Annotated in this window: 25 protein-coding genes and 1 tRNA gene; 19 read left to right on the top strand and 7 right to left on the bottom strand. The window is 57.9% G+C overall.

Annotation, left to right across the window (positions count from 1 at the left end; translation table 11 throughout):
• Positions 1 to 64: 64 nt before the first annotated feature.
• The 5 genes from AC1D2G_RS33060 (at position 65) to AC1D2G_RS33040 (ending at position 3,627) form a co-directional block, all read left to right on the top strand.
• Complete coding sequence (locus tag AC1D2G_RS33060) at positions 65 to 874, top strand: glycoside hydrolase family 108 protein (protein ID WP_477419283.1); 810 nt, start codon at positions 65 to 67, stop codon at positions 872 to 874.
• Entirely contained in the window at positions 874 to 1,137 is a 264-nt protein-coding gene (locus AC1D2G_RS33055; protein ID WP_477419281.1) for a hypothetical protein, read from the top strand. Before AC1D2G_RS33060 ends, AC1D2G_RS33055 begins: the two co-directional genes overlap by 1 nt.
• A gap of 140 nt (positions 1,138 to 1,277) precedes the next feature.
• Entirely contained in the window at positions 1,278 to 1,691 is a 414-nt protein-coding gene (locus AC1D2G_RS33050) for a DUF1515 family protein (protein ID WP_477419280.1), read from the top strand.
• A gap of 147 nt (positions 1,692 to 1,838) precedes the next feature.
• On the top strand, positions 1,839 to 2,564 hold the full coding sequence (locus AC1D2G_RS33045; protein WP_477419278.1) for a TIGR04255 family protein: 726 nt from the start codon (positions 1,839 to 1,841) through the stop codon (positions 2,562 to 2,564).
• Between the two features lie 613 nt (positions 2,565 to 3,177).
• A complete protein-coding gene (locus AC1D2G_RS33040; RefSeq protein ID WP_477419276.1) occupies positions 3,178 to 3,627 on the top strand; it encodes a hypothetical protein in 450 nt (149 codons plus the stop codon).
• 206 nt (positions 3,628 to 3,833) lie between these two features.
• On the opposite strand, the gene AC1D2G_RS33035 is transcribed toward AC1D2G_RS33040, so the two are convergent.
• Entirely contained in the window at positions 3,834 to 4,184 is a 351-nt protein-coding gene (locus AC1D2G_RS33035; protein WP_477419274.1) for a hypothetical protein, read from the bottom strand.
• Between the two features lie 209 nt (positions 4,185 to 4,393).
• On the opposite strand from AC1D2G_RS33035, the gene AC1D2G_RS33030 reads away from it, so the two are divergent.
• Both AC1D2G_RS33030 and AC1D2G_RS33025 read left to right on the top strand, forming a co-directional pair.
• Positions 4,394 to 5,287 carry an ATP-dependent DNA ligase gene (locus AC1D2G_RS33030; protein WP_477419272.1) on the top strand — a complete coding sequence of 298 codons (894 nt, stop codon included), beginning with the start codon at positions 4,394 to 4,396 and terminating at the stop codon, positions 5,285 to 5,287.
• Between the two features lie 2 nt (positions 5,288 to 5,289).
• Positions 5,290 to 5,493, top strand: a complete 204-nt coding sequence (locus AC1D2G_RS33025) for a hypothetical protein (protein ID WP_477419271.1) — start codon at positions 5,290 to 5,292, stop codon at positions 5,491 to 5,493.
• Here AC1D2G_RS33025 and AC1D2G_RS33020 read toward each other — a convergent pair.
• Positions 5,490 to 5,735 carry a hypothetical protein gene (locus tag AC1D2G_RS33020; RefSeq protein ID WP_477419269.1) on the bottom strand — a complete coding sequence of 82 codons (246 nt, stop codon included), beginning with the start codon at positions 5,733 to 5,735 and terminating at the stop codon, positions 5,490 to 5,492. The genes AC1D2G_RS33025 and AC1D2G_RS33020 overlap by 4 nt on opposite strands.
• Positions 5,732 to 5,932 carry a hypothetical protein gene (locus AC1D2G_RS33015; RefSeq protein WP_477419267.1) on the bottom strand — a complete coding sequence of 67 codons (201 nt, stop codon included), beginning with the start codon at positions 5,930 to 5,932 and terminating at the stop codon, positions 5,732 to 5,734. Before AC1D2G_RS33015 ends, AC1D2G_RS33020 begins: the two co-directional genes overlap by 4 nt.
• Positions 5,933 to 6,041: 109 nt before the next feature.
• Here AC1D2G_RS33015 and AC1D2G_RS33010 point away from each other — a divergent pair, with 109 nt between their 5' ends.
• The 3 genes from AC1D2G_RS33010 (at position 6,042) to AC1D2G_RS33000 (ending at position 7,290) form a co-directional block, all read left to right on the top strand.
• Positions 6,042 to 6,287, top strand: coding sequence for a hypothetical protein (locus AC1D2G_RS33010; protein ID WP_477419265.1), 246 nt, complete (start codon positions 6,042 to 6,044; stop codon positions 6,285 to 6,287).
• Positions 6,280 to 6,657 (top strand): hypothetical protein, encoded by a 378-nt coding sequence (locus AC1D2G_RS33005; RefSeq protein ID WP_477419264.1) that lies wholly within the window; start codon positions 6,280 to 6,282, stop codon positions 6,655 to 6,657. Before AC1D2G_RS33010 ends, AC1D2G_RS33005 begins: the two co-directional genes overlap by 8 nt.
• 420 nt (positions 6,658 to 7,077) lie before the next feature.
• Positions 7,078 to 7,290 carry a hypothetical protein gene (locus AC1D2G_RS33000; RefSeq protein ID WP_477419262.1) on the top strand — a complete coding sequence of 71 codons (213 nt, stop codon included), beginning with the start codon at positions 7,078 to 7,080 and terminating at the stop codon, positions 7,288 to 7,290.
• A 48-nt stretch (positions 7,291 to 7,338) separates the two neighbouring features.
• On the opposite strand, the gene AC1D2G_RS32995 is transcribed toward AC1D2G_RS33000, so the two are convergent.
• Positions 7,339 to 7,629 (bottom strand): hypothetical protein, encoded by a 291-nt coding sequence (locus tag AC1D2G_RS32995; RefSeq protein WP_477419260.1) that lies wholly within the window; start codon positions 7,627 to 7,629, stop codon positions 7,339 to 7,341.
• 169 nt (positions 7,630 to 7,798) lie between these two features.
• Positions 7,799 to 8,038, bottom strand: coding sequence for a hypothetical protein (locus AC1D2G_RS32990; protein ID WP_477419258.1), 240 nt, complete (start codon positions 8,036 to 8,038; stop codon positions 7,799 to 7,801).
• Between the two features lie 114 nt (positions 8,039 to 8,152).
• On the opposite strand from AC1D2G_RS32990, the gene AC1D2G_RS32985 reads away from it, so the two are divergent.
• From AC1D2G_RS32985 to AC1D2G_RS32970, 4 genes are all read left to right on the top strand, one after another.
• Positions 8,153 to 8,851 (top strand): hypothetical protein, encoded by a 699-nt coding sequence (locus tag AC1D2G_RS32985; protein WP_477419257.1) that lies wholly within the window; start codon positions 8,153 to 8,155, stop codon positions 8,849 to 8,851.
• 3 nt (positions 8,852 to 8,854) lie between these two features.
• Positions 8,855 to 9,307 carry a hypothetical protein gene (locus tag AC1D2G_RS32980; RefSeq protein WP_477419255.1) on the top strand — a complete coding sequence of 151 codons (453 nt, stop codon included), beginning with the start codon at positions 8,855 to 8,857 and terminating at the stop codon, positions 9,305 to 9,307.
• Complete coding sequence (locus AC1D2G_RS32975; protein WP_477419253.1) at positions 9,304 to 9,660, top strand: hypothetical protein; 357 nt, start codon at positions 9,304 to 9,306, stop codon at positions 9,658 to 9,660. Before AC1D2G_RS32980 ends, AC1D2G_RS32975 begins: the two co-directional genes overlap by 4 nt.
• Positions 9,661 to 10,203: 543 nt before the next feature.
• Positions 10,204 to 10,902 carry a hypothetical protein gene (locus AC1D2G_RS32970; protein WP_477419251.1) on the top strand — a complete coding sequence of 233 codons (699 nt, stop codon included), beginning with the start codon at positions 10,204 to 10,206 and terminating at the stop codon, positions 10,900 to 10,902.
• 98 nt (positions 10,903 to 11,000) lie between these two features.
• Here the strand turns inward: AC1D2G_RS32970 and AC1D2G_RS32965 are convergent.
• Both AC1D2G_RS32965 and AC1D2G_RS32960 read right to left on the bottom strand, forming a co-directional pair.
• A tRNA-Ser gene (locus AC1D2G_RS32965) sits at positions 11,001 to 11,090 on the bottom strand.
• A 97-nt stretch (positions 11,091 to 11,187) separates the two neighbouring features.
• Positions 11,188 to 11,499 carry a site-specific integrase gene (locus AC1D2G_RS32960; protein ID WP_477308886.1) on the bottom strand — a complete coding sequence of 104 codons (312 nt, stop codon included), beginning with the start codon at positions 11,497 to 11,499 and terminating at the stop codon, positions 11,188 to 11,190.
• A gap of 461 nt (positions 11,500 to 11,960) precedes the next feature.
• Between AC1D2G_RS32960 and AC1D2G_RS32955 the strand changes: the two genes are divergently transcribed.
• The 5 genes from AC1D2G_RS32955 to AC1D2G_RS32935 form a co-directional block, all read left to right on the top strand.
• A complete protein-coding gene (locus tag AC1D2G_RS32955) occupies positions 11,961 to 12,182 on the top strand; it encodes a hypothetical protein (protein ID WP_477400146.1) in 222 nt (73 codons plus the stop codon).
• Between the two features lie 235 nt (positions 12,183 to 12,417).
• Complete coding sequence (locus AC1D2G_RS32950) at positions 12,418 to 13,017, top strand: c-type cytochrome (RefSeq protein ID WP_457154244.1); 600 nt, start codon at positions 12,418 to 12,420, stop codon at positions 13,015 to 13,017.
• Positions 13,018 to 13,277: 260 nt separating this feature from the next.
• The gene (locus tag AC1D2G_RS32945; protein WP_477308891.1) at positions 13,278 to 13,520 is read left to right on the top strand and encodes a hypothetical protein; all 243 of its coding nucleotides are present in this window, start codon (positions 13,278 to 13,280) and stop codon (positions 13,518 to 13,520) included.
• 2,439 nt (positions 13,521 to 15,959) lie between these two features.
• Entirely contained in the window at positions 15,960 to 16,262 is a 303-nt protein-coding gene (locus tag AC1D2G_RS32940; protein WP_457155403.1) for a DUF1330 domain-containing protein, read from the top strand.
• Positions 16,263 to 17,709: 1,447 nt separating this feature from the next.
• On the top strand, positions 17,710 to 19,324 hold a 1,615-nt coding region (locus AC1D2G_RS32935), incomplete at its 3' end, for a polysaccharide biosynthesis protein (RefSeq protein WP_477419248.1).

Below are 19,324 nucleotides of genomic sequence, written 5' to 3'. Positions count from 1 at the left end.
TAGCCGTCCAAGCCCGGCCCGCCGAACACTGTAGTCAATCATCACCTGAAAGGACAATACCACCATGGACCGCAACTTCGCGCGGGCGCTTTCGCTCGTCTTGAAATCAGAAGGTGGCTGGAGTGACAACCCGAAAGACCCGGGTGGCGCGACAATGAAGGGCGTCACGTTCGCCAACTTCCGCCGTTACGTGAAGGCCGACGCAACGAAGGACGACCTTCGCCATATCACAGATGCCCAGATCGCGACGGTTTATCGCCGATTCTATTGGGATGCAGTGGCCGGCGCTGAACTGCCGGACGGCGTTGACTATGCCGTCTTTGACTTCGCGGTGAACAGCGGGCCGGACAGGGCAACCAAATACCTTCAGGCCGCTTGCGGGGCGAATATCAAGCAGGATGGCAAGATCGGCCCTGCGACCCTTGCGGCGGTGCGAGCAAAGCCGGCCGGCGTCATTATCGATACCGTGTCGGACGCTCGCCTGGCATTCCTGAAGCGACTCCCGACATGGAAGACATTCGGCAAGGGCTGGCAAAGCCGCGTCTCTTCCGTGCGCGCTGCTGCCATTGCAATGTCCGCGCTGCCGACGCCGGAGAAGCCGTCTGTGGTCAAGGTCAATGTGCCGGTCGAAGTCGACAAGCCGACCGTGCCTCACCTGGTCGATACCAAGGTGAAGGAAAAGACCAACCGCTGGAGCTGGATCACTACGGCCCTGGGCAGTGGTGGCATTGGCCTCGGCTGGCTAGGCGGCATGGACTGGCAGGCGATCCTTGCCGGCGGCGTGGTGCTGATCATCGTCCTGTTGATCCTGCTCGTCCTCAAGGGCCAGATCATCAATGCCGTCAAGGATATCCGATCGACGGTGGAAAGCTGATGTTTGACGCGATCAAGCTTCCACTGGCAGCGGCGGCCGGCGCCGCTGTCTGCGCTATCGTAGCAGTGCTGTACGTCATCATCATTCATGACCCGGCGACCCGCACCGAAACCCGCGCACTCGTCCAGGCAGAGGCGCGGGAAGCCGCCCTTGCCCTCATCCAGCAAAGGAATGACGACAATGTTGAAATCAGCGCTTTCGATCAGCAGCATCTTTGCATTGAGCTTGGCGGCAAGTGGGTGCAGCCAGACCGCTGCGATTAATGGAGCCGGGTTCTCGCTTCTGAAGCCATCCGGGCCAACGCGTGATTTCATCATCAAAAATGACAGGCCATTTGCCGAACAGGTGGCGGGCAACAACCGGACGTGCACGCGCGCGCCGGCCTGTTCGAAGTAGCATTGCAGTGAAGGGCGAGGGCATGCCGGCATCCACAAAGAGCCTGGAAATGATGATTGGCGGGCTCTTGGAAGCCACGCAGAACATGCAGCGCGACATCACGGAGATCCGTCGCGACATCAAGGACAGCGATTCGCGCGCCGCGCTGAGCTATGAGCAGTCCGAACAGCGCGCCGCCGCCAGCCGGGCGAAGATGTATCAAAAGACTGATGATCTGATCGAGCGGGTAGCGGCGACGGAAACGGCTGTCAGCAAGCTAAATGAGGATATGACCAGCGTGAAGGCGGTCACTGCCGAAGTTACGCGCTGGAAGCTTATGGGGCTCGGCGCACTGGGCGTCACAGGTATGGCGGCGGCGGCACTGGCTTCGCTGGTCACAGCCTATTGGACCGACATCTGGCGCGTGTTGCGCGGCGGGTGACGGGCGGTGTCCGAAATCCTGGCGCAAGCCTTATCTGCTACGAGAATGCTGCCGTCGTGACACGCGTGGATTTTGTCGAATGTGACTTTTTCGGCGCGCGGATTGGTTTACAAGCACCATGTGATCCTGGTGGGGAGGAGTCTAGAGGTGCCCAAAAGCTACGGTAGGCCTCCTATAACAGAAGCGGTGATTGATTTCCGCGTTAATGGGCCGGCAAAATTTGAGGACCTGGAACGTCTGTCGCAGAAGTTACTCAGTCGCTATCCTACCGTACAACTGGTCCAAGACGTTGAGATTCAGGTATTGCCTCAGCGCGGTGTCGACTTGAAACCAACAGGCTTCCGCCTCACGTCTCTGGACCAAGCCGATGTGTGCGTTCTGAACACTTTCGGCATAACGACGTCACGATTGGCCCCTTATCAAGGCTGGGAGAGCCTCGATCACTCGATGAAAGCAAATTGGAAGGCGTGGCGAAAAATTGTAGGGACCACAGTCCCATCCAGGATCGGTGTCAGATTCATCAACAGGATCGATATTCCCTTTGATTTGGTTGATAAAGTCCCGATCACTGACTACATTCGGCTTCATATCGAATTTCCGAATGTGTCTGACGCACCTTGGACCGGGTTCTCTACTCAGCTGTCGACGGCTTCTACAATACCCTACTGGAATGTAAATTTGGCCGCCGGGTTGGTGACCCCGCCGCCCTTGCTTGGGTACATGTCCTTGTTACTTGATATAGATGTGTGGCGAGACCAACAGATTCCGACTGCGGTTAAGGATCAAGAGGCCATATTGGTAGAGGCCAGAGACCTAAAAAATAAACTGTTCGAACAATTCGTTACCGATAACAGCCGTGAGCTTTTCGAATGAATGCCTTAGTTACAGTTAAGGGATCGTCTCCCTCACCGGCGCAGCCTGGTCTGCAGCAATCAATTGCAGCGGGGGTCTCATACAATACGTTAGCGCGCTCCACGCAACGTGACTCCGGCACGCCAAAACCTATTAGAAAACAGCAGCTTAAATTTTTGAATCAGGTAAGCGACCTAGAAGGCCAGCTATTTGATTCGAGAGCGGCATTCAAAATTGAAGTCGCCACAATCGCTATGCATCTAGATGGCGATTGGCGTTCGAAGCTTTTCGGTCAAATCGATCAGCTGTTGGACAAAGACGAGTGGGATCCTGATGACGTACCGGTGACCCACCGTGCCTCTACAACGTTCCTTCGCATGATACTTTTCCTGCGTCCCTCACGCCGCCCCGGGTTGGGTGCAACGCAGCATGGCAGCTTGGTCGCGACCTGGAGCAACGACAACAATCGGCTTACGTTAGTTTGTGAGCCAGGGGATAGGGTCCGCTGGATCGTCACCTCTACACGAGATGGCGAACCAGAATCGGCGTCGGGCTCGACGGTAGTGTCCCGACTGCCTGCTGTCCTCTTGCCATATGAACCAGTCCAATGGTTCAACCCTATGGGTACGCCTAAATGACGAGTGCCATTGACGAGGCGCACCACCTAGTTCGCTATGTACCTTGGTCAAAACTCCGAAAAATCGTCTTGGAGGACGGGTCTGAGAAAGTTGAGGGGCCCGCATACAATGCATTCTCGCTTCGGCCAGACGAGGACTACCTCTCGACCAATTGGCTAGAGTTTTATTCGGGCGATCGAGCCAGCCAAATGCTCGAAACCGTGCAATTGACGCGAAGGGTAAGAGACGTAGGGAAAAAAAGCGCCTTTGCGTTCGGTGTTGCAGGAGAAATCCGAAAGACGTGTGAAAAGCGAAAGCATCAAATCAGGATCGTTCATGCAGCAGATGGGGATAATATTTCCCATGCCGAGGTGAGGCGGTTCCCGCGTGACGACATTGAGCTTGAGGAAATGCTTGCCGCGTCATCTTGGTCCCAATTCGCGCTAAACACGGATTTCCCGGTCTAGAGTTTCGGCAACCAACCCCTCCGCCGCTCGTTGACCCTATGCTGGTTGATCCCAGCACTCCATAAACTTGCCCGCTGCCGAAAGGTGGCGGGCTTTTTTGTGCGCGAGCCTAGGCGGTGCGGCGGCTTGGTGGGCGCTGGGCGCGCTCATTATTCAGAAGGCCAACGGCGGCCCGCTGGTCGCGCGCCAAATGCTCTTCTACAAGCTCAATGCACCAGCTCCAAGAGGCCGGCAGCCCGTGTTCCATACTTACCATACAGTTCGAGACCGAGCCGGCAGACCTTATCCGGCATGATCAGGTCATTCTCGCGCAAATAGGTTTCGAAGCTCGATATGTGGGCGTTCGTCTTGTCCCAGCTGATGTTAAGGTCCGCCTTGGTGACCCCGGCCTGCTTTCCAAGAACGTTAACTTCGTCCGTAATCTGAAGCCGATGGCATGTGCCGCCGATGACGATCAACTGGGCAAAGATATCAACGAACTCCTCTTGGCTTATCTCGCCAGCCTGCGCCGGCTGAACCACGCCAAGCAAAACCAACACAAACAACACCTTGCGCATTATGTCTCCCCGCCCCTTGTTTCATGCAACTTTAAAAGGCGCAGCTATCAGTCGCGCCAAAGTAGGTTTGTGCATCCCACCGCCAGTGGCGGCAAGTGCAGCCAACAAGAAATCCGCAGACATGGTTGGGCGGGTGTGCGCGGGGTAGGCGTTTTGGGAACTATTTTAGCTAAAACTTATTTAAGGGCGAGTGGGGAGCGTGTGAGTGAATGCGTAGCGACCGTGAGCGGTTGAATTTCATCAAGCCGCAGGAACCGATCCTGGTCGAAGTGGCGCCGGTCAGCGACGACTGGCTGCACGAAATCAAATATGACGGGTTCCGCACTCAGCTGGTGCTAGATTGGACCGGCGGTCGCGCCTTCACCAAGACCGGCCACGACTGGTCAAAGCGCTACTGGCCGATTGTCGCTGCATTGGAGAAGCTTCCGGCCAAAGCGTTGATCCTCGATGGCGAGATGATCGCACCGGAGGCGGACGGCCTGCCGAACTTCCATCAGATGCATTCCCGCATGGCCTGGAATGCCGAGCAACTAGCCTTCGTCGCCTTCGATATCCTGCACAAGGACGGCGAAGATCTGCGGTCGCGGCCGGCGATCGAGCGCAAAGCCATCCTCTGGGATCTGGTGAAGCCGGCAGAAGGCATCATTCAGTACAGCCAGCATGTTGAGGGAGGCGGGGCCGAGTTCTTCGCTGGCGTCGAAAAGATGGGTCTAGAGGGCATGGTGTCGAAGCGGCGCAACAGCCCTTATCGCAGCGGTCCGTTCGATTCTTGGGTGAAGACGAAGTGTTTCGAGATCGGCGATTTCGATCTGATCGGCCTCCAGAGCGAACCTGGCAGGCCCACGATGGCGCTCATGGCGCGCGACGGCAAGTATGCCGGCAAGGCGCTCTTCAGCGCTACACGCTCGATCAAGGACCGGCTGTGGCAGCGCGTGCAGCGGGCCAAGGCAAGGCCGCCAGAGGGCTTGCCCAGCGCCGTCGTCACTCCGGACGTCGAATGGGTCGAGCCCGGCATAAAGGCCCGGGTGAAGTTCCTGCGTGGCGAGCTAAAGCTGCGACATGCGTCGGTGCAGGATCTGCGAGATGAGGAGGGTGGCGTCTGATCATGCCAATTCGGCGAAAAGCTACGGAAGCCGGTATTTTTGACCCATCAGAGTTGGCCTTGCTGGGGCGAGTTTTCGAGCAGCTTAAGGTCAACGATCACCACGCTAGGGAAGCACTCGCGTCTCGGATTATCGCGAATTACATGGCCGGCGTGACCGATGAGGCGGAGTTGGTTTCGCTTTCAAGGCAGCCTTTGGGCCGTTAGAGCATTCGGCCGGCACGGATCATGGCGCGCGCAATCGCAAGCTCCGTCTCCGTTCTGGCATTTTCTTTCTGGGTCATGTTGTCGGCGGCGATCAACCGCCTTAGCGATTGCAGGATCTCGCCTCGGTTCCAGCCGACTTCCAGCATGTAATCGACAATGGCCTGAAAGCCCGGCTCCATGGCCTCCTGGCAGTCAATCGAGCGATCGAGATAGTCGCGCTGGTGCTTTGGCGGATAGATCATCTTGCCCCCTGCAAATGGCGGTCGCCGTGCTCGCGATGCTCCAGACAGTACCAATGCGAAGCCTGCCTTGGTTTGGCAAAGCCGAACGGCGCGCGCTTCCCGCATCCAACAAACTCGCAGATGTGATTTTCGATCCGTGCGCGCTCGCGGGGCACGGGTGTCATGCCTTCGGCAAGTCTCGTCGGTTCGTCACTCATGGCGAAAAGATTCCACAAGCCGTCTTGACGATCAAGGAAAATGTTCCTTTTTTGTTCCCATGGCGCACGATCCGATCGACACGCTGGGCAAGGCGCGACCCGGCACAACATGCTCGTCAAGGCGGAATGCAGCTGCGGCAACGTCCGCTACTGCCGGTCGGCCGACCTGATGATGGTCTATGGTGGCGGCGTCGATCCCCTTGCCTTGAAATTCGACTGCAGCCGATGCAAGCCGCAGATCAAGATCACGCTAATCGAGGTTCACCCTGAACATCTGCCCAAGCGCCTGATGATCCACAAGCCCATGAAGGTCGACGGCAAGATCACCTGGTTTACCGAGCGGTTCCGTGGATAGCGAACGCCTCATAGTCCGGTTAGCCTATCAGCGCGGCTGGCAAGTCTTTGATGGAAGCACGATCCTGGAGACTTTGGACACAAAGGAAGGTGCCTTCCAGATCTTGGTCGACCGAGGCGCCCGCGTCTGGCTGCAATGGGGTCGAACAGTCATCGGCGGGAAGACGGTGCCCTATGATTTCTGCGGCGATTTCCAGAGCAGGAGCGTTGGTCGGATCATGAGAGAGCAGCATGGCCCATCTGCGGGCACCTGGTTCTGGACTTGCTTCATATGCGGTGCGCGCGGCCGGGTGGATACGAAGGACGAAGCGGTCTTCGGTGTCGAGCGCGCTTATACCCGGATTGTCGTAAAGGCGGATCGGCCGCGCTGAATCGGCGCTCAGACTAGGCGGCCCGGCATCCCTGTTTCGGGCGGGTGGCCAGCAGAGCGCCGGGCCTGACCGGCGCGGGGGGCATCAGAGGTCGCACCGGCTAACCGGTGTATACGCTTCTGCTAATATAAAGAGGCATATCCTTATGTACGAAGGAGCAGCAAAAAGTGGAGCATGCCTTCATCAGACAGGATGGCAGGCCTTTTTGCGCGAAGTCGCACACCGAGAAAACCAGCCTTTAGGCTGACAAACCAAGGACTTCAGTCTTAATTGCGCGATTGCTAATATTATATAGGCTTATCAGCGCGGGGGCTTTTCCCGCCAAGGTGGCCGGTGCGGCTCGCTTCACCCAAGCATCGCCCGCACCGGCCATTCCTTGGCGAGTTACTAGCGGCCCAGCGGGAGGGTGCCATACGAGATTTGCCACTCGACATCGATGCAGATGCCGTGATTGCAGTCTGCCGCTATCTTGATGATCACGCGAAGACCACCGCAGTTTCGATATATGAAGCGCTCCGTGTAGTCAGGCGTAGCGTCAACAAATCGCGCGTCGGTGACTTGTGGCTGGAGGAACTGATTGTAGAAAGCGCCGCAGCCAGAAATCTTGCCATCTTGTTGGACAACCACAATTAAGGGGCTATCCGGCTTGCTTTGCGCAGTGTCAGTGGCAGTGATACACGGCTATGCGCTTCCGTCTGTCTCGCTTTCCTCATCGATCATCCGGACGGGCAGATAGGCGTTCGTTTCCAACCACTCACGCAGCACGATCTGAATGAGATCGGACTTACCGATCCCCATCTCGCCGGCTATGGAATTGAGCGCGTCTTCCGTCGGCGGCTCCAGGGGCACGCCAGCGACGTTCCGCAGCATCAAGGCAGCGCGTCGAAGAATGATCTGGAGATCAGCCCGCGACATGTCCGCGATGCGATCGGCGGCGCTCTCAAGCTCTTCGGCGATGGATGCTCGGGTCATGGTAGATCCCTGACGGGCTCCGGGACAATCTTGCGATCCAAGTCCACATATTCCGAAGGCAAAAAGCGAAAGGTCATGCCTCCCACGTCGACTTCAACAATTGCGCGCTCGGAGATTGCAACGCGCAAATACCCTTGCGCCTCTTTCTGCGATATCAGAAGTTTCCGTGTCACAGCTTCGCCTTCAGCCGGACGCCTGGACTTCCGTGATTCAGAAACTCGATGCCGGCTTCTTCAAGAACGGTCATCACGGCGCGCACCTTGTCCAGGCCGCTCGTCAGACCTTCGGCACCCTTCTTCTCCATGGCACTTACGGTGTTGATGTTGATACCGGCCCGCTTCGCGAGCGTTCCTTGGTCCATGTCAGCCAAGGCGCGCGCGGCGCGAAGCTGGTTTCCGGTTGTGAGCATTCTGTGTCCCTTTCTTATCAAGATAGTATTTTTTCATAGTTTGCTGTTGACGGCAAGCTAATACTAATTCATGGTCAACTGGTAAATAAAACCAGTTAACAGGGAATACCACACATGCTGAACACCTCTGTTCGGGCTGCCGCCGAAGGCATGCCCAATGTCAGCCGCCGCCGTCTCTTGGTGGGTGCCGCTGCCATCTCAACCGCCGCTGCTGTCGCTACGGTCGCACCTCACGCTCACGCGTCGGCCGGTTCGACCGACCTGCAAGAGGCAATCGCGGCCTGCCGGTCGGCAGAAGCCACCTACAGCGCATGTAATGCTAGGGAAGAGGCCATCGCGGAAGTCCTCGGCGACAAGCTCTTTCCGAAGTGGACCCCGCCGGGCGGGCTCACGTCCATCTGGTCGCACCGGTCCAAGCCATTCAATTCGTCGGCCGAACTCGAAGCTGAGATAGCCCGGAGACTGGAGCAAGTGGAGCAGTCGTGGGCATCGAGCTTGATGGACCGCGCCGGCTACAATCGGTGGATGGCGAACCTTGCCAGTGCCCGGGATGAAGGTCTGACTTCATTGCGCGAGCAGGAAGCCGCAATCTCGGCCAGCGGGTACCACGAAGCATATCGCCAATCCGACGAAGCTCACCGCGATCTGTCGACCGCGTTCGATGTGGTCCTGCGCCAACCTTGCGTGACGTTGGAGGATGTCAGAGGCAAGGCGGTATGCCTTCTTAGCGGCTATCAGCGCCTTGGGTTGCCGATTGAAGGGGACGACCTTGTCGCCTGCTTCGCGTCGTTCTGCACTGACGGGGAGGCGTGACCAATGGGCGACGTTGTTGCTTTCCGACCCAAAGCTGCGCCGGTCGTGGTCGATGAGCTCGCGGAAATCACCGCATGGATCAAGCCAGCGAGTGATTGGCGGACTGGCCGCATGCAAATCGAGTTGGCCTATCATTTCCGCATGACGGCCGACTTTCGCCGGATACTTGCTGTTGATGCGCACGGCAGAGAAAGCCGAGAGGCCATCCAAGCGAGTGAGCTTGCGGAGGAAGCGTTTCGCGCGTGGCAGATTGAAGGCCTGAAACAGGTGTTCATTCCTGCCGAGTGCGTCCGCCATCTTCGCTGGAAACAGGATTGGCTGCAACGGCATGGCGGCGGCACTCCTGAAACCGCACTGGCAATTGCCCGCGATGAGGCGGCTTTGGCCGAACGCCTCGAAATCATCGGGCGCCAGCAGGCAGGCCGCAAGGCGAACCGGAAGGCGGTGCAATCATGAGCGCGCACGTTCGCCTTTCCGACCCGACCGTCCGCCGCTCGATCGAGGATGAAATTGAACGGCTGATATCCCTGTTGGACCTCGTGGACCCGGACCCGGATATGGAACCGTACATGGCTGGTGGCGCCGAAGTCGTCGGCACCGATGACAGGGAAGGGGACACCAGCGAGCTGGAATATTCGTTAGGCTGGACAAGCACAGGCGCTTTCGGCCTGGGCGAAGACCTGGAAGGCAATCTTGCCGGATCGGGCTCGGACCTCGAACACGCGGATTCGGACTACGGCGAAACCGTAACGTGGTCCAACGACCCCGATTTGCCACAAGATGGGCAGCGTTGGCACGGCCATTTCTGATCAATTGCCTGTCGGACGCTTGATGCCCGCTGCCTCACGGTGGCGGGCGTTTTAGTTGGCTGCCGTCGGAACAAAGAGTGCGGTTGTCAGGTTTTCAGGTGACGGAGAGAACCAATGCCAAGTCAAATCAAAGAACGGCCCGCGCCGAAGCCCGCCCCGGAGAAGACACCAGTTCGTCGTCCCGACAAGGAATCATCGCCAGAGCCTAAGCATGTCGATCCGCCACCGCGCGATGTGCGAGAGGCACCGGCACCAAATCCAAACGGCGATAAGCATTAACCGCTGGCCCAATCTTGTGGCAGAAAAGTCACGCAGCTTGAACATGCAGGGCTTCAACCGGCGCGTGCATATTATCCAGCTAGGTGAGGCGTACCGTTGTTTCGCGGGCATAGGCGATGCTCGGCACTCCTCCCGAACTAGCGCCCGCTGCCTCTTCCCTGGGTGGCGGGCTTTTCACTTTGCGGTGGAGGATTAGCGGGATTAGCGGGCACAACCCCTTACCAAGCCCTTGCGTGAACGGCCGATCGGATTGCCATATCTGCAATGGTCCTCGACCCAATCAGACACCGCGAAGAGCAGAGGCGCTACAGAGCCAAAAACCTCGAAAAAATCCGGGCAAAGCAACGCGATCCAGCCTTTAGAGAAAAGATGCGGATAAGGGAACGCGGCCCGGCCTCTAGAGAAAAAAGGCAAAAATGGCGGGATAAAAACGCTGACAAAGTGGTTGAGTACAATCGAAGGCACCGGGAAAAGACCAAAGAGGCCCGTGCCATCTATAAAAAGGCTTGGCGTCTAGCTAACCATGACAGGCATGCCGCTTACACCCATGCGTACTACGTTGAGAATCGCGTTCGAATCTTACAGCAGCAGGCCGGACACAGGCTTACAGCAAAATCCATCAACGCCATTCGCCACGACCCGGACACGGTTTATCGGGTAGTGAGCCGAGCCGTCAGCGCCGCACTGCCGCGTTTCATGCGTGACGATGTTATCAACTCCATCCTCCTGGCCGTCCTTGAAGGCGAGTTGCTGCTGGAGAACATCGGCGCCCGCATGAAGGACTACCTCGGCCGTTACAACCGCGAATACGACTGCTTCAAGACACTCTCCCTCGATGCGCCGATGGGCGGCACCGACCTAAGGCGGATCAATCTGCTGGAGGCGCCGGCTCCTTATGAGCCTGAAGAGGACGAGGAAGATCCGGATATGATGATGCTCAGAGGGGGATATTCCCGTTGGTGACGAAGGGCTTCATCGTTTGCAGACGTTAGGCACCAAGTTAGGCACCAAATAAGGCGGCTTGAAATTATCTATATATCTCAAGTCGTTAGGCAAAAATCTGGCGGAGGAAGTGGGATTCGAACCCACGGTGAGCTTGCACCCACGCCGGTTTTCAAGACCGGTGCCTTAAACCGCTCGGCCATTCCTCCGTTGTGATTTTTCAATCACTTAGGTAGTGCGCTGCCGGCTGGCTTCGGCCTGTTGGCACCGGATTGGCACCGAAGGCGTTCCCGACTGGTTCGCGCTTCATTCCTGTAGTGCGGCATTGAGGGCCGCGTCAACCACCGCTGCGGCACCTTCCTGCTGTCCTGGGAGCAGGTGCGCATGAATGTTCAGGGTGACTGACGGATCGGCGTGACCGGCGCGGGCGGACACGACCTGCACAGGAACGCCGTTGCGCAACAGGTGCGTGATATGACGATGGAAGGTGACTTGCGGATCACCAGCAGTTTCGGCTTCCCGAGCGAACTCTTTTGACAACGGGCGAGGGGTTCGAATACGGCCATCCCACGTCGGAAAAGCCAGATCCTTCTCATCCTTGCCCATGCCAAGCTTCAAGCGATGCTCCTCGCTGGCCGGCGCCATGGTGCTGCATTGAAAGAAAACTCGCCGGGCGAAGGAACCCCAATCCCTCAAGCCCGGCGAAGGTTTACTTCCTGATCCCCGATCAGGACCGGTAGGAGGAGGGTACCGGCAAACTATGCAGTGCAAAACCGGTGCCAAGCATTTTTGTCCCGAAATGAGACAGGCCAACGCGAGCCATGCGCGAGAGCGAACTTACCGAACGCCCTGACCGAGGCTGGACGCGATGGGCCGAGGGCGTTGGCGAATACGAGATTGAGCGGACACGGTGGCAGGCCAAGGTCTTGCACTTCCCCAAGCTCAACGTGTCGGCCTGTTTTGACGGATCTGAAAGGGTCGACGAGTGCCAGGCCGCGCGGGACGCTTCGGCGCTGTAGGACGGCGGCCAGGGGAAACGCTTGCTGGCGAGGCCGTTGGCGCTCTGATACGATCGGCCTGTGGATCAAGAGACTTTAGATCATCATGCGCTCGGCTTGCTGAAGCAGTATCGAGATGTCCTGGTCGAGAGCTTTGCGCCCCGTGACGCTGATGGCGTGCCTGAAATCAGGACTCTAGCCCAAAGCACCGACCCTTTAGAGATCGCAGCTTTGAAGGACATTGAATTACTCAATGCGGTGATCGGCGCGATGTCAGGCCAGATCGTTCGCAGCTCTATCTGAAGCCAACAACGTCCCCGAGACGGCAAAGGCCCGATGTCATCTCGGTTGACGAGCTCACCCACAAACTGATTGCTGACGCGGCGGTGATCGGAATTCGGGGGATCGAGATCGGCGAAGAGGTCGACAGATGCTGGCGTGCCGGAGTGACCATTCGCCGCTTGCCGGCGAGATCACGCGGCTTGACCTTCCATGTACTGGAAGGTGTATGGCCCAAGCGTGACTTGGAGGTAGGCGCATGAACATTGGAGTTGCGGCCTGCCCGCACTGGGGAGCGCACAACTCGGTGAAACGCATCGTCCTTGCGGTGGGGCTTGCACTGGCTTGTGTTTCAACCCTGGCCGCTGCCAAGGTTGGCAGTGAAGCACTCATCGTGGCCCGCCAAGCGTCCATGAAACAAATGGCAGCGGCTGCAAAAACGCTTGCTGGGATGTTTAACGGCCAAGTCCCTTACAATGCTGCTGCATTTCGAGACGCTGCTGAAACCCTACGAGATCGAACCGGGAGCCTCGTTGGCGAGTTTCCATCCGGATCGCTCGGTCCACTGTCCGGTGCCAAACCGGAAATCGACCAAGACCGACGAAGTTTTGAGGCGCTGGCTCACCACATCGCCACGCTCACAACTGCACTGGCTAAGGAGGCTGCGAATGCGCCCCCGCAAATCAACGCCGAAATGCGGATGGGGCCTGGAACGATGATGGACGGCGGAAGTCTGCTGGGGAAGCGCACTAACGCGGCTGAACCCGATCCGGCGACGCTGCCCGCAGAACACTTGGTGCACATGATTTTGCAGGATTGCACCAGTTGCCACTCCAGGTTCCGCCAAAAGATTCGCTGACGGTCGTCCACGAATTAATTTCTCTGATGATTTTGTCGACGCGCAACTCCTGCTTAGCGGCATGAGTGAGCGGGCGCTGGCGGGGCGCTACTTGCCCTGAAGCCGGTGCTTGCCGCTGCTCCCGCCGTCGCTGGTACATCCGCAGTCGACGGCGGGTGCCGGCCTTAAAGCTTGCACCGGCCATTGCGGGGGAGGTCAGATCTCCCGCTCAAGTGACTCTACAACCAAATCTGAAGTCGCTCAATTAAGGCTAAGTGCGGGTGGCCATCATCCTTTCAGGGGCCTTACCGGGCGCTTGCCGGAACCATCTCAACGACGTCCAAGCGCTTATCGACCGGCTCGGCCCGGATCGCGGCTCCATGCATTGGGATCTGTTCGGGCTCTTCGGCTGCTCGGATTGTAAGGCTGCAAGGCGCGACCGCCGGCCGGTGTTCTTCACTGTGGTTCCTGATTACGAGGGTATCCAGGTGCAGCGCAACCGCGACTGGAAACCGAAGTTCTAATGGCGCCAAGCGAGCGGCGCTAGATGTCCCGCCACGGATCAATTGTGCTTGGCACCGAAATTGCTCTGTAGATTAAAACAGCGAGATATCTGTCTAGATGATAGAAAGCGCCCCTAGCATTATCTGCAATTCGTGCAGAGTGCCCCTTAGCAGTGTCAGTGAGCCGCAAGGTTCCGACCTCCTATCTTGCCCCAATTGCCGGATTTCCGACACATTCGACAACGTCATGCTTGAACTTGGCCAACGCACAGCGGACGCACTTTTGCGCGCGATCTACCGACCTGTTCCCTCGAGGATCTATCGTTTCGCCCTTCTCTTTTCAGAAGGGGGACACCACCCCAAGCCGACGAGGTCGCCCCTGATGAGCACGACTAATGACGAGGGCCACCGTGTGCGAATGCGGGTCAGGCGGAGGAAGGATGGTCCGTCCCGTGCCTAAAGAGGCCAACGGAAACGCGCGCTGGTGCTTCACATAAGACCAGAAAGATGGAGTAGGTGGGCAACTCGCATACTGTGAATTCGCCATCGTTGGCAGCAAAGTCCCAACCGAAGAATGCCGCCCAGCCAAAAAGCAGAATGGAGAAGCGCATTAAACGATGCTAAATTAGGCGTATTGAATAAAGGTTAAGGGCTTTAAATGCGACGGTTAGCCCTGAGCCTTCCCCCCCCCCGGCCGGGCACTACCATGTTGACCCAGAAATGCCAGTGAAGCCGGTCGCTTTTCCGCCAGGCAATCCATCCCGGCGCCCTTTTGACACTCAACAAACCAGCGGGGCGCCGAGCCATTACCCGGCGGCGTTTTGAGGGGAACGGCGCCTAATATTCATCATAGCGCGCTCGCTGGAGTTTTTTGGAATACAGCCTTTTGGACGATGCCCCGCGGTTGAAAATGCCGGCCGGATGCCCCGTCACCAAAAAATCCGGGCTTTCTTAAAGCCGAACTCTATTCGCTACGGCTGGCCTGCCTCTTAGGTCTGACCCTGGCAAGCGATTGTCGCCTACGAGACGGTCTTCGGACGACAGTTTGGGCGGTATGAAAGGACCCGTAGCGCCGATCTCGCCTAGCCAATCCTCGTAGCCAGTGTTCATTTTGGACACCAGTTCATCGGGATCATGTATCCCGGACTGGGATAGGCTCTTGAGGCGCCGGCCGAAGTGTTCCCATGCGGGATGGCCTTCTGGAATTCCTGCCTCTGTGCAATAGTCGTTGAGAACCTTTGTCAGCATTGCAAGTTGCTCAGAATCGAGATGATCGTCGGATGACATCGCTTTATCCCTCGTGGGGGCGAAAGCGTGATCGACTCTTCCAAGCGCCAGGCGCCCGTTCAAATTGGCCAGCGACGTCCTTCAGTACGCTTTAGTCAGGGATTAGCGAGTCAAATCGGGCGTGGAGCGGAGCTTGGGAAATATCTTTCAGCCGACGGAACGTTTGTGCTCGCCCGGTGTTATCACCCTGATCCCCGCATAGGGATCATAAAGGGCCTTGCCCCTCTTGGCCCTAGTTTGAGTCCGCTGTCTCCCCGGCAGCGGACCCGACGCATTTCAGTTATCGTCGGCATCCCGTTCCATAGCCTTACGAATCAGTAAGTCGTCGGTCCGCGCAAAGCCAGATAACCATCACCGTCGGCAGCGAACGGCACTTTGCTGCCCGGCGGGCCTCCACCTGCCGAAAATCAAAGGCCCGCTGCCCGCTCTCAGTCTGCTGGCGGCGGGCTTTTCGCCCAAGGGGGCATTGGTGGTGACTACGCAGCGGAGGCGGAACGACTTCATAAAAGCATAGTCCAGCCGTTGCTATCACCTAGCAGCGAGCATTACCGGGCGCTCCAGCGCACCCACGAAGCGCTGCTGAAGACGGTGAAGGACGTCACCGGCAAGGATTCGCCGTTCATTCAATGGTTCGGGACAGGGCCTGTGCGGCCCCCCAAGGCTGGGTAGCGCCATCCCATGGCCATGAAATATCTGTTCGTCGAGGACACGCTCGGCAAGAAGCTACAGATCGGGTCGGGGCTTTCCGTCACTGCATGACGTGCCGCCGGCATGCCGACCTCGATATCCAAGCGCTGGTTGACCGTCTCGGCGAAGATTACGGCTGCCTACACTGGGATTTGATCCGGGTCCTATTCTGCCAGCCCTGCCGTGACGCAGGGCGCCCTGACCGAAACATCGCGTTCACCAGCCACCCGAAGACACCAGGGCAGCGACGCTCAGACTAAGCGGCCCGGCATCTCCGCACGGCGGGGGGCCAGCAGACTGTCGGGCCTGACCGGCGCGGGTTGGGGAGCGAGCCGGCTGGTGAAAATATACGCTTTCGCTAATATGTTCGGGACCTATCCGTAAGAACGATGGAAGCAGCAAAAGGTGGAGCACAAGCCGGAAAAGATCTAATCGGTAGGCCAAAGCGATGGCGAAGGGGTTCGACGACAAAGGGAGGGAGCACAAATGGCCGCCTATCTTATCGCGGATGTAGACATAAAAGACGCTGCCGCGTTCGAGGAATACCGGCGGGATGTTCCGGCCACCGAGGCGCGCTACGGCGGGCGATACTTAGGTCGTGGCGGTGCGACCAAGGTTCTGGAAGGTGACTGGGAGCCACACCGTTTGGTTATTATCGAATTCCCAGATATGGCGTCATTGATGAGCTGGTACAATTCGCCGGAGTACGCCCGCCTGATCGAGATTCGAAAACGTTGCGCCAACACCAGGATCATTGCGCTGGAAGGGATCACAACACCCATTGTCTGACGGTGCCGCGAAGCGGGCCTTTAGGCCAGTGGGACTTCAGTCTTAATTGCGCGATATCTAATATACGATAAACTTAACGGCGCGGGGGGCTTTTCCCGCCAAGGTGGCCGGTGCGGCTTCGCTTCCCCAAGCATCCCCTGCGCCGGCCATTCGCGTCGATAATCGGGAATTGTCAGATTGGATGCTGCACGCGTTAGCTTCAAGGCCAGGCGACGGGCAGACACGGTTGCGCCGCCGCCAAGATTTGATCCTATCAAGGGAAGTGTGGCAGGGGCGGTGATAGCCGGCAGCGTCTTTGCGGTTTTCTATTGGCTTGCAGGCGGCAATCACATCGCGGGTCCGATCGGCCTAATAACGATTTTGGCGTTTGCGCTGCCGTATCTTCACCTCCGGAGAAAGGAGCGGAAGAACAGTGAGGCCTTTGATACCTATTACATCAGATTGTTGGAACTTGAGAGGGCAAGAGAGAAAAGCTCGCCTGCCGTCAAACCAAGCACCGCTCCCGGTAAGCCCTCATCGCGCCTGGCGCCGCTGCCCCTGCATCCTGATCGAGACATACGACAACAGGTAAATGATCGCGATGGAACCCGTAGCGAGTACGACCCATACTCATAAGCTGCTCATGCTTCCTCACTTCCCGCCGGCGCACTCGTTGGGCAGGGTGTTGGGATGGTGGACGCCGGCCCAGTCGGAAAAGGTCCTCAAGCACAAGCTAATATAATTGAGATGCAGACGCCTATGGTGCCTGATGCCAATGAATGTTTCGCGGAGGTGGATCTTCCCGCGCTTTATCGAAATCCCGATCGGGATTTTCCGAGTCTTTGGTTTGAAGGGCAGCTTTGACAGTCCAGGCCACATCCGTTGCCGAGCCAAACGTCTGCCCACCCACTTCTCACACCCACTGGCGCTCGGAGCGCCCAACGCAGCCGCCGCAACGTGGCGGGTTTTTTTGCATTTTAGACGAAACTAATATTATGGCGTCACGTTTGTATACCGGCCAGCTTGTGCCCCCTCTCCGGCCTCTCTAGAGAAGCCCATCATCTGCCCGCAAGGTGGCGGCTTTTTGTTGTTGCGGCGGAACTGGCTGCGTTGGCCGAAGTTAATTTCCGGCCAAACGCTCCTCCCGAGGTGACAACTGGATTCTCGAGGTCAAGTTCGACGGCTACCGCTCGAAGATCTATCGGCGCGTGAAGGATTCCCATTTTCAGAAGTTGCTGGCACATGTTAGCGCCAGAGCCCTATACTGCGAATCCGAGCGACCGAGCCTTGGCTGTTTGGAAATTAGACGTCCGCGAATGATGGCCGCCTTTGTTAAAGGTCTAAACTAGTGTCTCCAGCAGAACGCAAACGGCGAGAGCGTGTTTATACTGGGGACAATGCGACTTGGTTTTGGAGGGTTTCTCGGCCGATAGTATTGCGAGGCTTGGCGCTGGTTCACGACGGCATAATGGGTGCTGCCGCGATGTTGCTTTCGCTCGTGTTGAGGCTTGATTTCGATATTGTCGTTCARAACCTGACGTATTTCCTTGGTGCAGCGGCTCTATTCGGGGTCATTGTYAGCGGCGTCGGTTTCTTGTTTGGRCTGAACCGTGGTATTTGGCGCTATGCGTCGCTGACGGATCTCCTGGCAATCACCTATGCTGCTAGCGCGTCCGTCGCTAGTTTCACAGTGGCCCAATTCCTGCTGGATCGACTGGGCTCGATTCCCCGTTCTTCGATCTTGATCGCCTGGGCCTTTCTGATCTTGCTGCTAGCCGGGCCGCGTGCCGCGTATCGGCTCTATCGCAATCGCCACGACACCGGTCGCTTGTTCGATCGCGGCACCTGCAAGTTCGTGCTGCTGGTTGGAGCCACCGACAACGCCGACGCCTTCCTGAGGACCACCAAGGAGAGAAATAATGCGTCATTCAATATCCTTGCGATAATCGACGAACGGGGGCGCAGGACCGGACGTTCTATTCGCGGGGTTCCAGTGTTGGGTCCGCTGGAAAGACTACCGCAGATCCTCAATCGATTTGAGGCCCAGGGGCGCCGACCCGAGGCGCTCATTCTGACGCGTTCGCGCGAGGACTATCAACGGCACGCCAGCATCGAGGCGTTGGTTGAGATTGCGGCACAGCAGAAAGTCGAAATCCTGAAGCTCCCGAACCTTCTCGACATGCAAAGCATCGATGCTGAAATTGAGCCGCGTCCGATCAAGTTGGAAGATCTCTTGCATCGGCCGCCCGTTAGACTTGATGCGCTCAAGATCGCCTCAATGATCGAGGGCAGGACCGTCATGATCACCGGCGCGGGCGGTTCGATTGGATCCGAGCTGGCACGACAGGTTGCGGCCCTGAACCCACGCGGCCTCATTCTCGTGGACGCCAGCGAGCACCTTCTCTACTCTATCGAGACTGAACTCRCTGGCACCCGCCCGAGCCTCRAGTTGCATGCYGSCCTCTGCAACGTGCGCGAAAAGGACGCCGTCAACAGAATCGTTGCYRGCCATAGGCCCGACGTGCTCTTCCACGCAGCAGCACTCAAGCATGTGCCGATCGTTGAGGCTCAGCCGCTTGAAGGCCTTTTCACCAACGCGATCGGGACGCGCAATGTCGCTGAGGCCGCGCTTCGTGCCAACGTCTCCACGATGATTATGGTGTCAACCGACAAGGCTGTGAATCCCTCTAGCGTTATGGGCGCTACCAAGCGGATGGCAGAGATGTTCTGCCAGGCGATGGATCTGGACTCGGCCGTCAACGCCACACGTTTCGTCACCGTTCGGTTCGGCAACGTCCTGGGTTCGGCCGGATCCGTGGTCCCGCTGTTCGAGAAGCAGATCAGGGCCGGCGGCCCTGTGACAGTTACCCATCCGAACATGGAACGCTTTTTCATGACAATTTCGGAAGCCTGCCTCCTCGTCCTGCAGGCGGCGGCGCATAGCCGCGAGCGGCAGCAGGAGCGCGGCCGAATTTACGTTCTCGACATGGGCTCGCCGGTGAAGATCGTGGATCTTGCTCGAAATCTCATCCGTCTCTCGGGGCACCGCCCGGACACCGACATTCAGATAGTCTACACCGGGC

The sequence above is a fragment of the Mesorhizobium sp. P2_C7 genome (assembly GCF_056404515.1).
The sequence above is the reverse complement of the archived record's forward strand: the minus strand, read 5'-3'. Positions and strand labels throughout refer to the sequence as shown.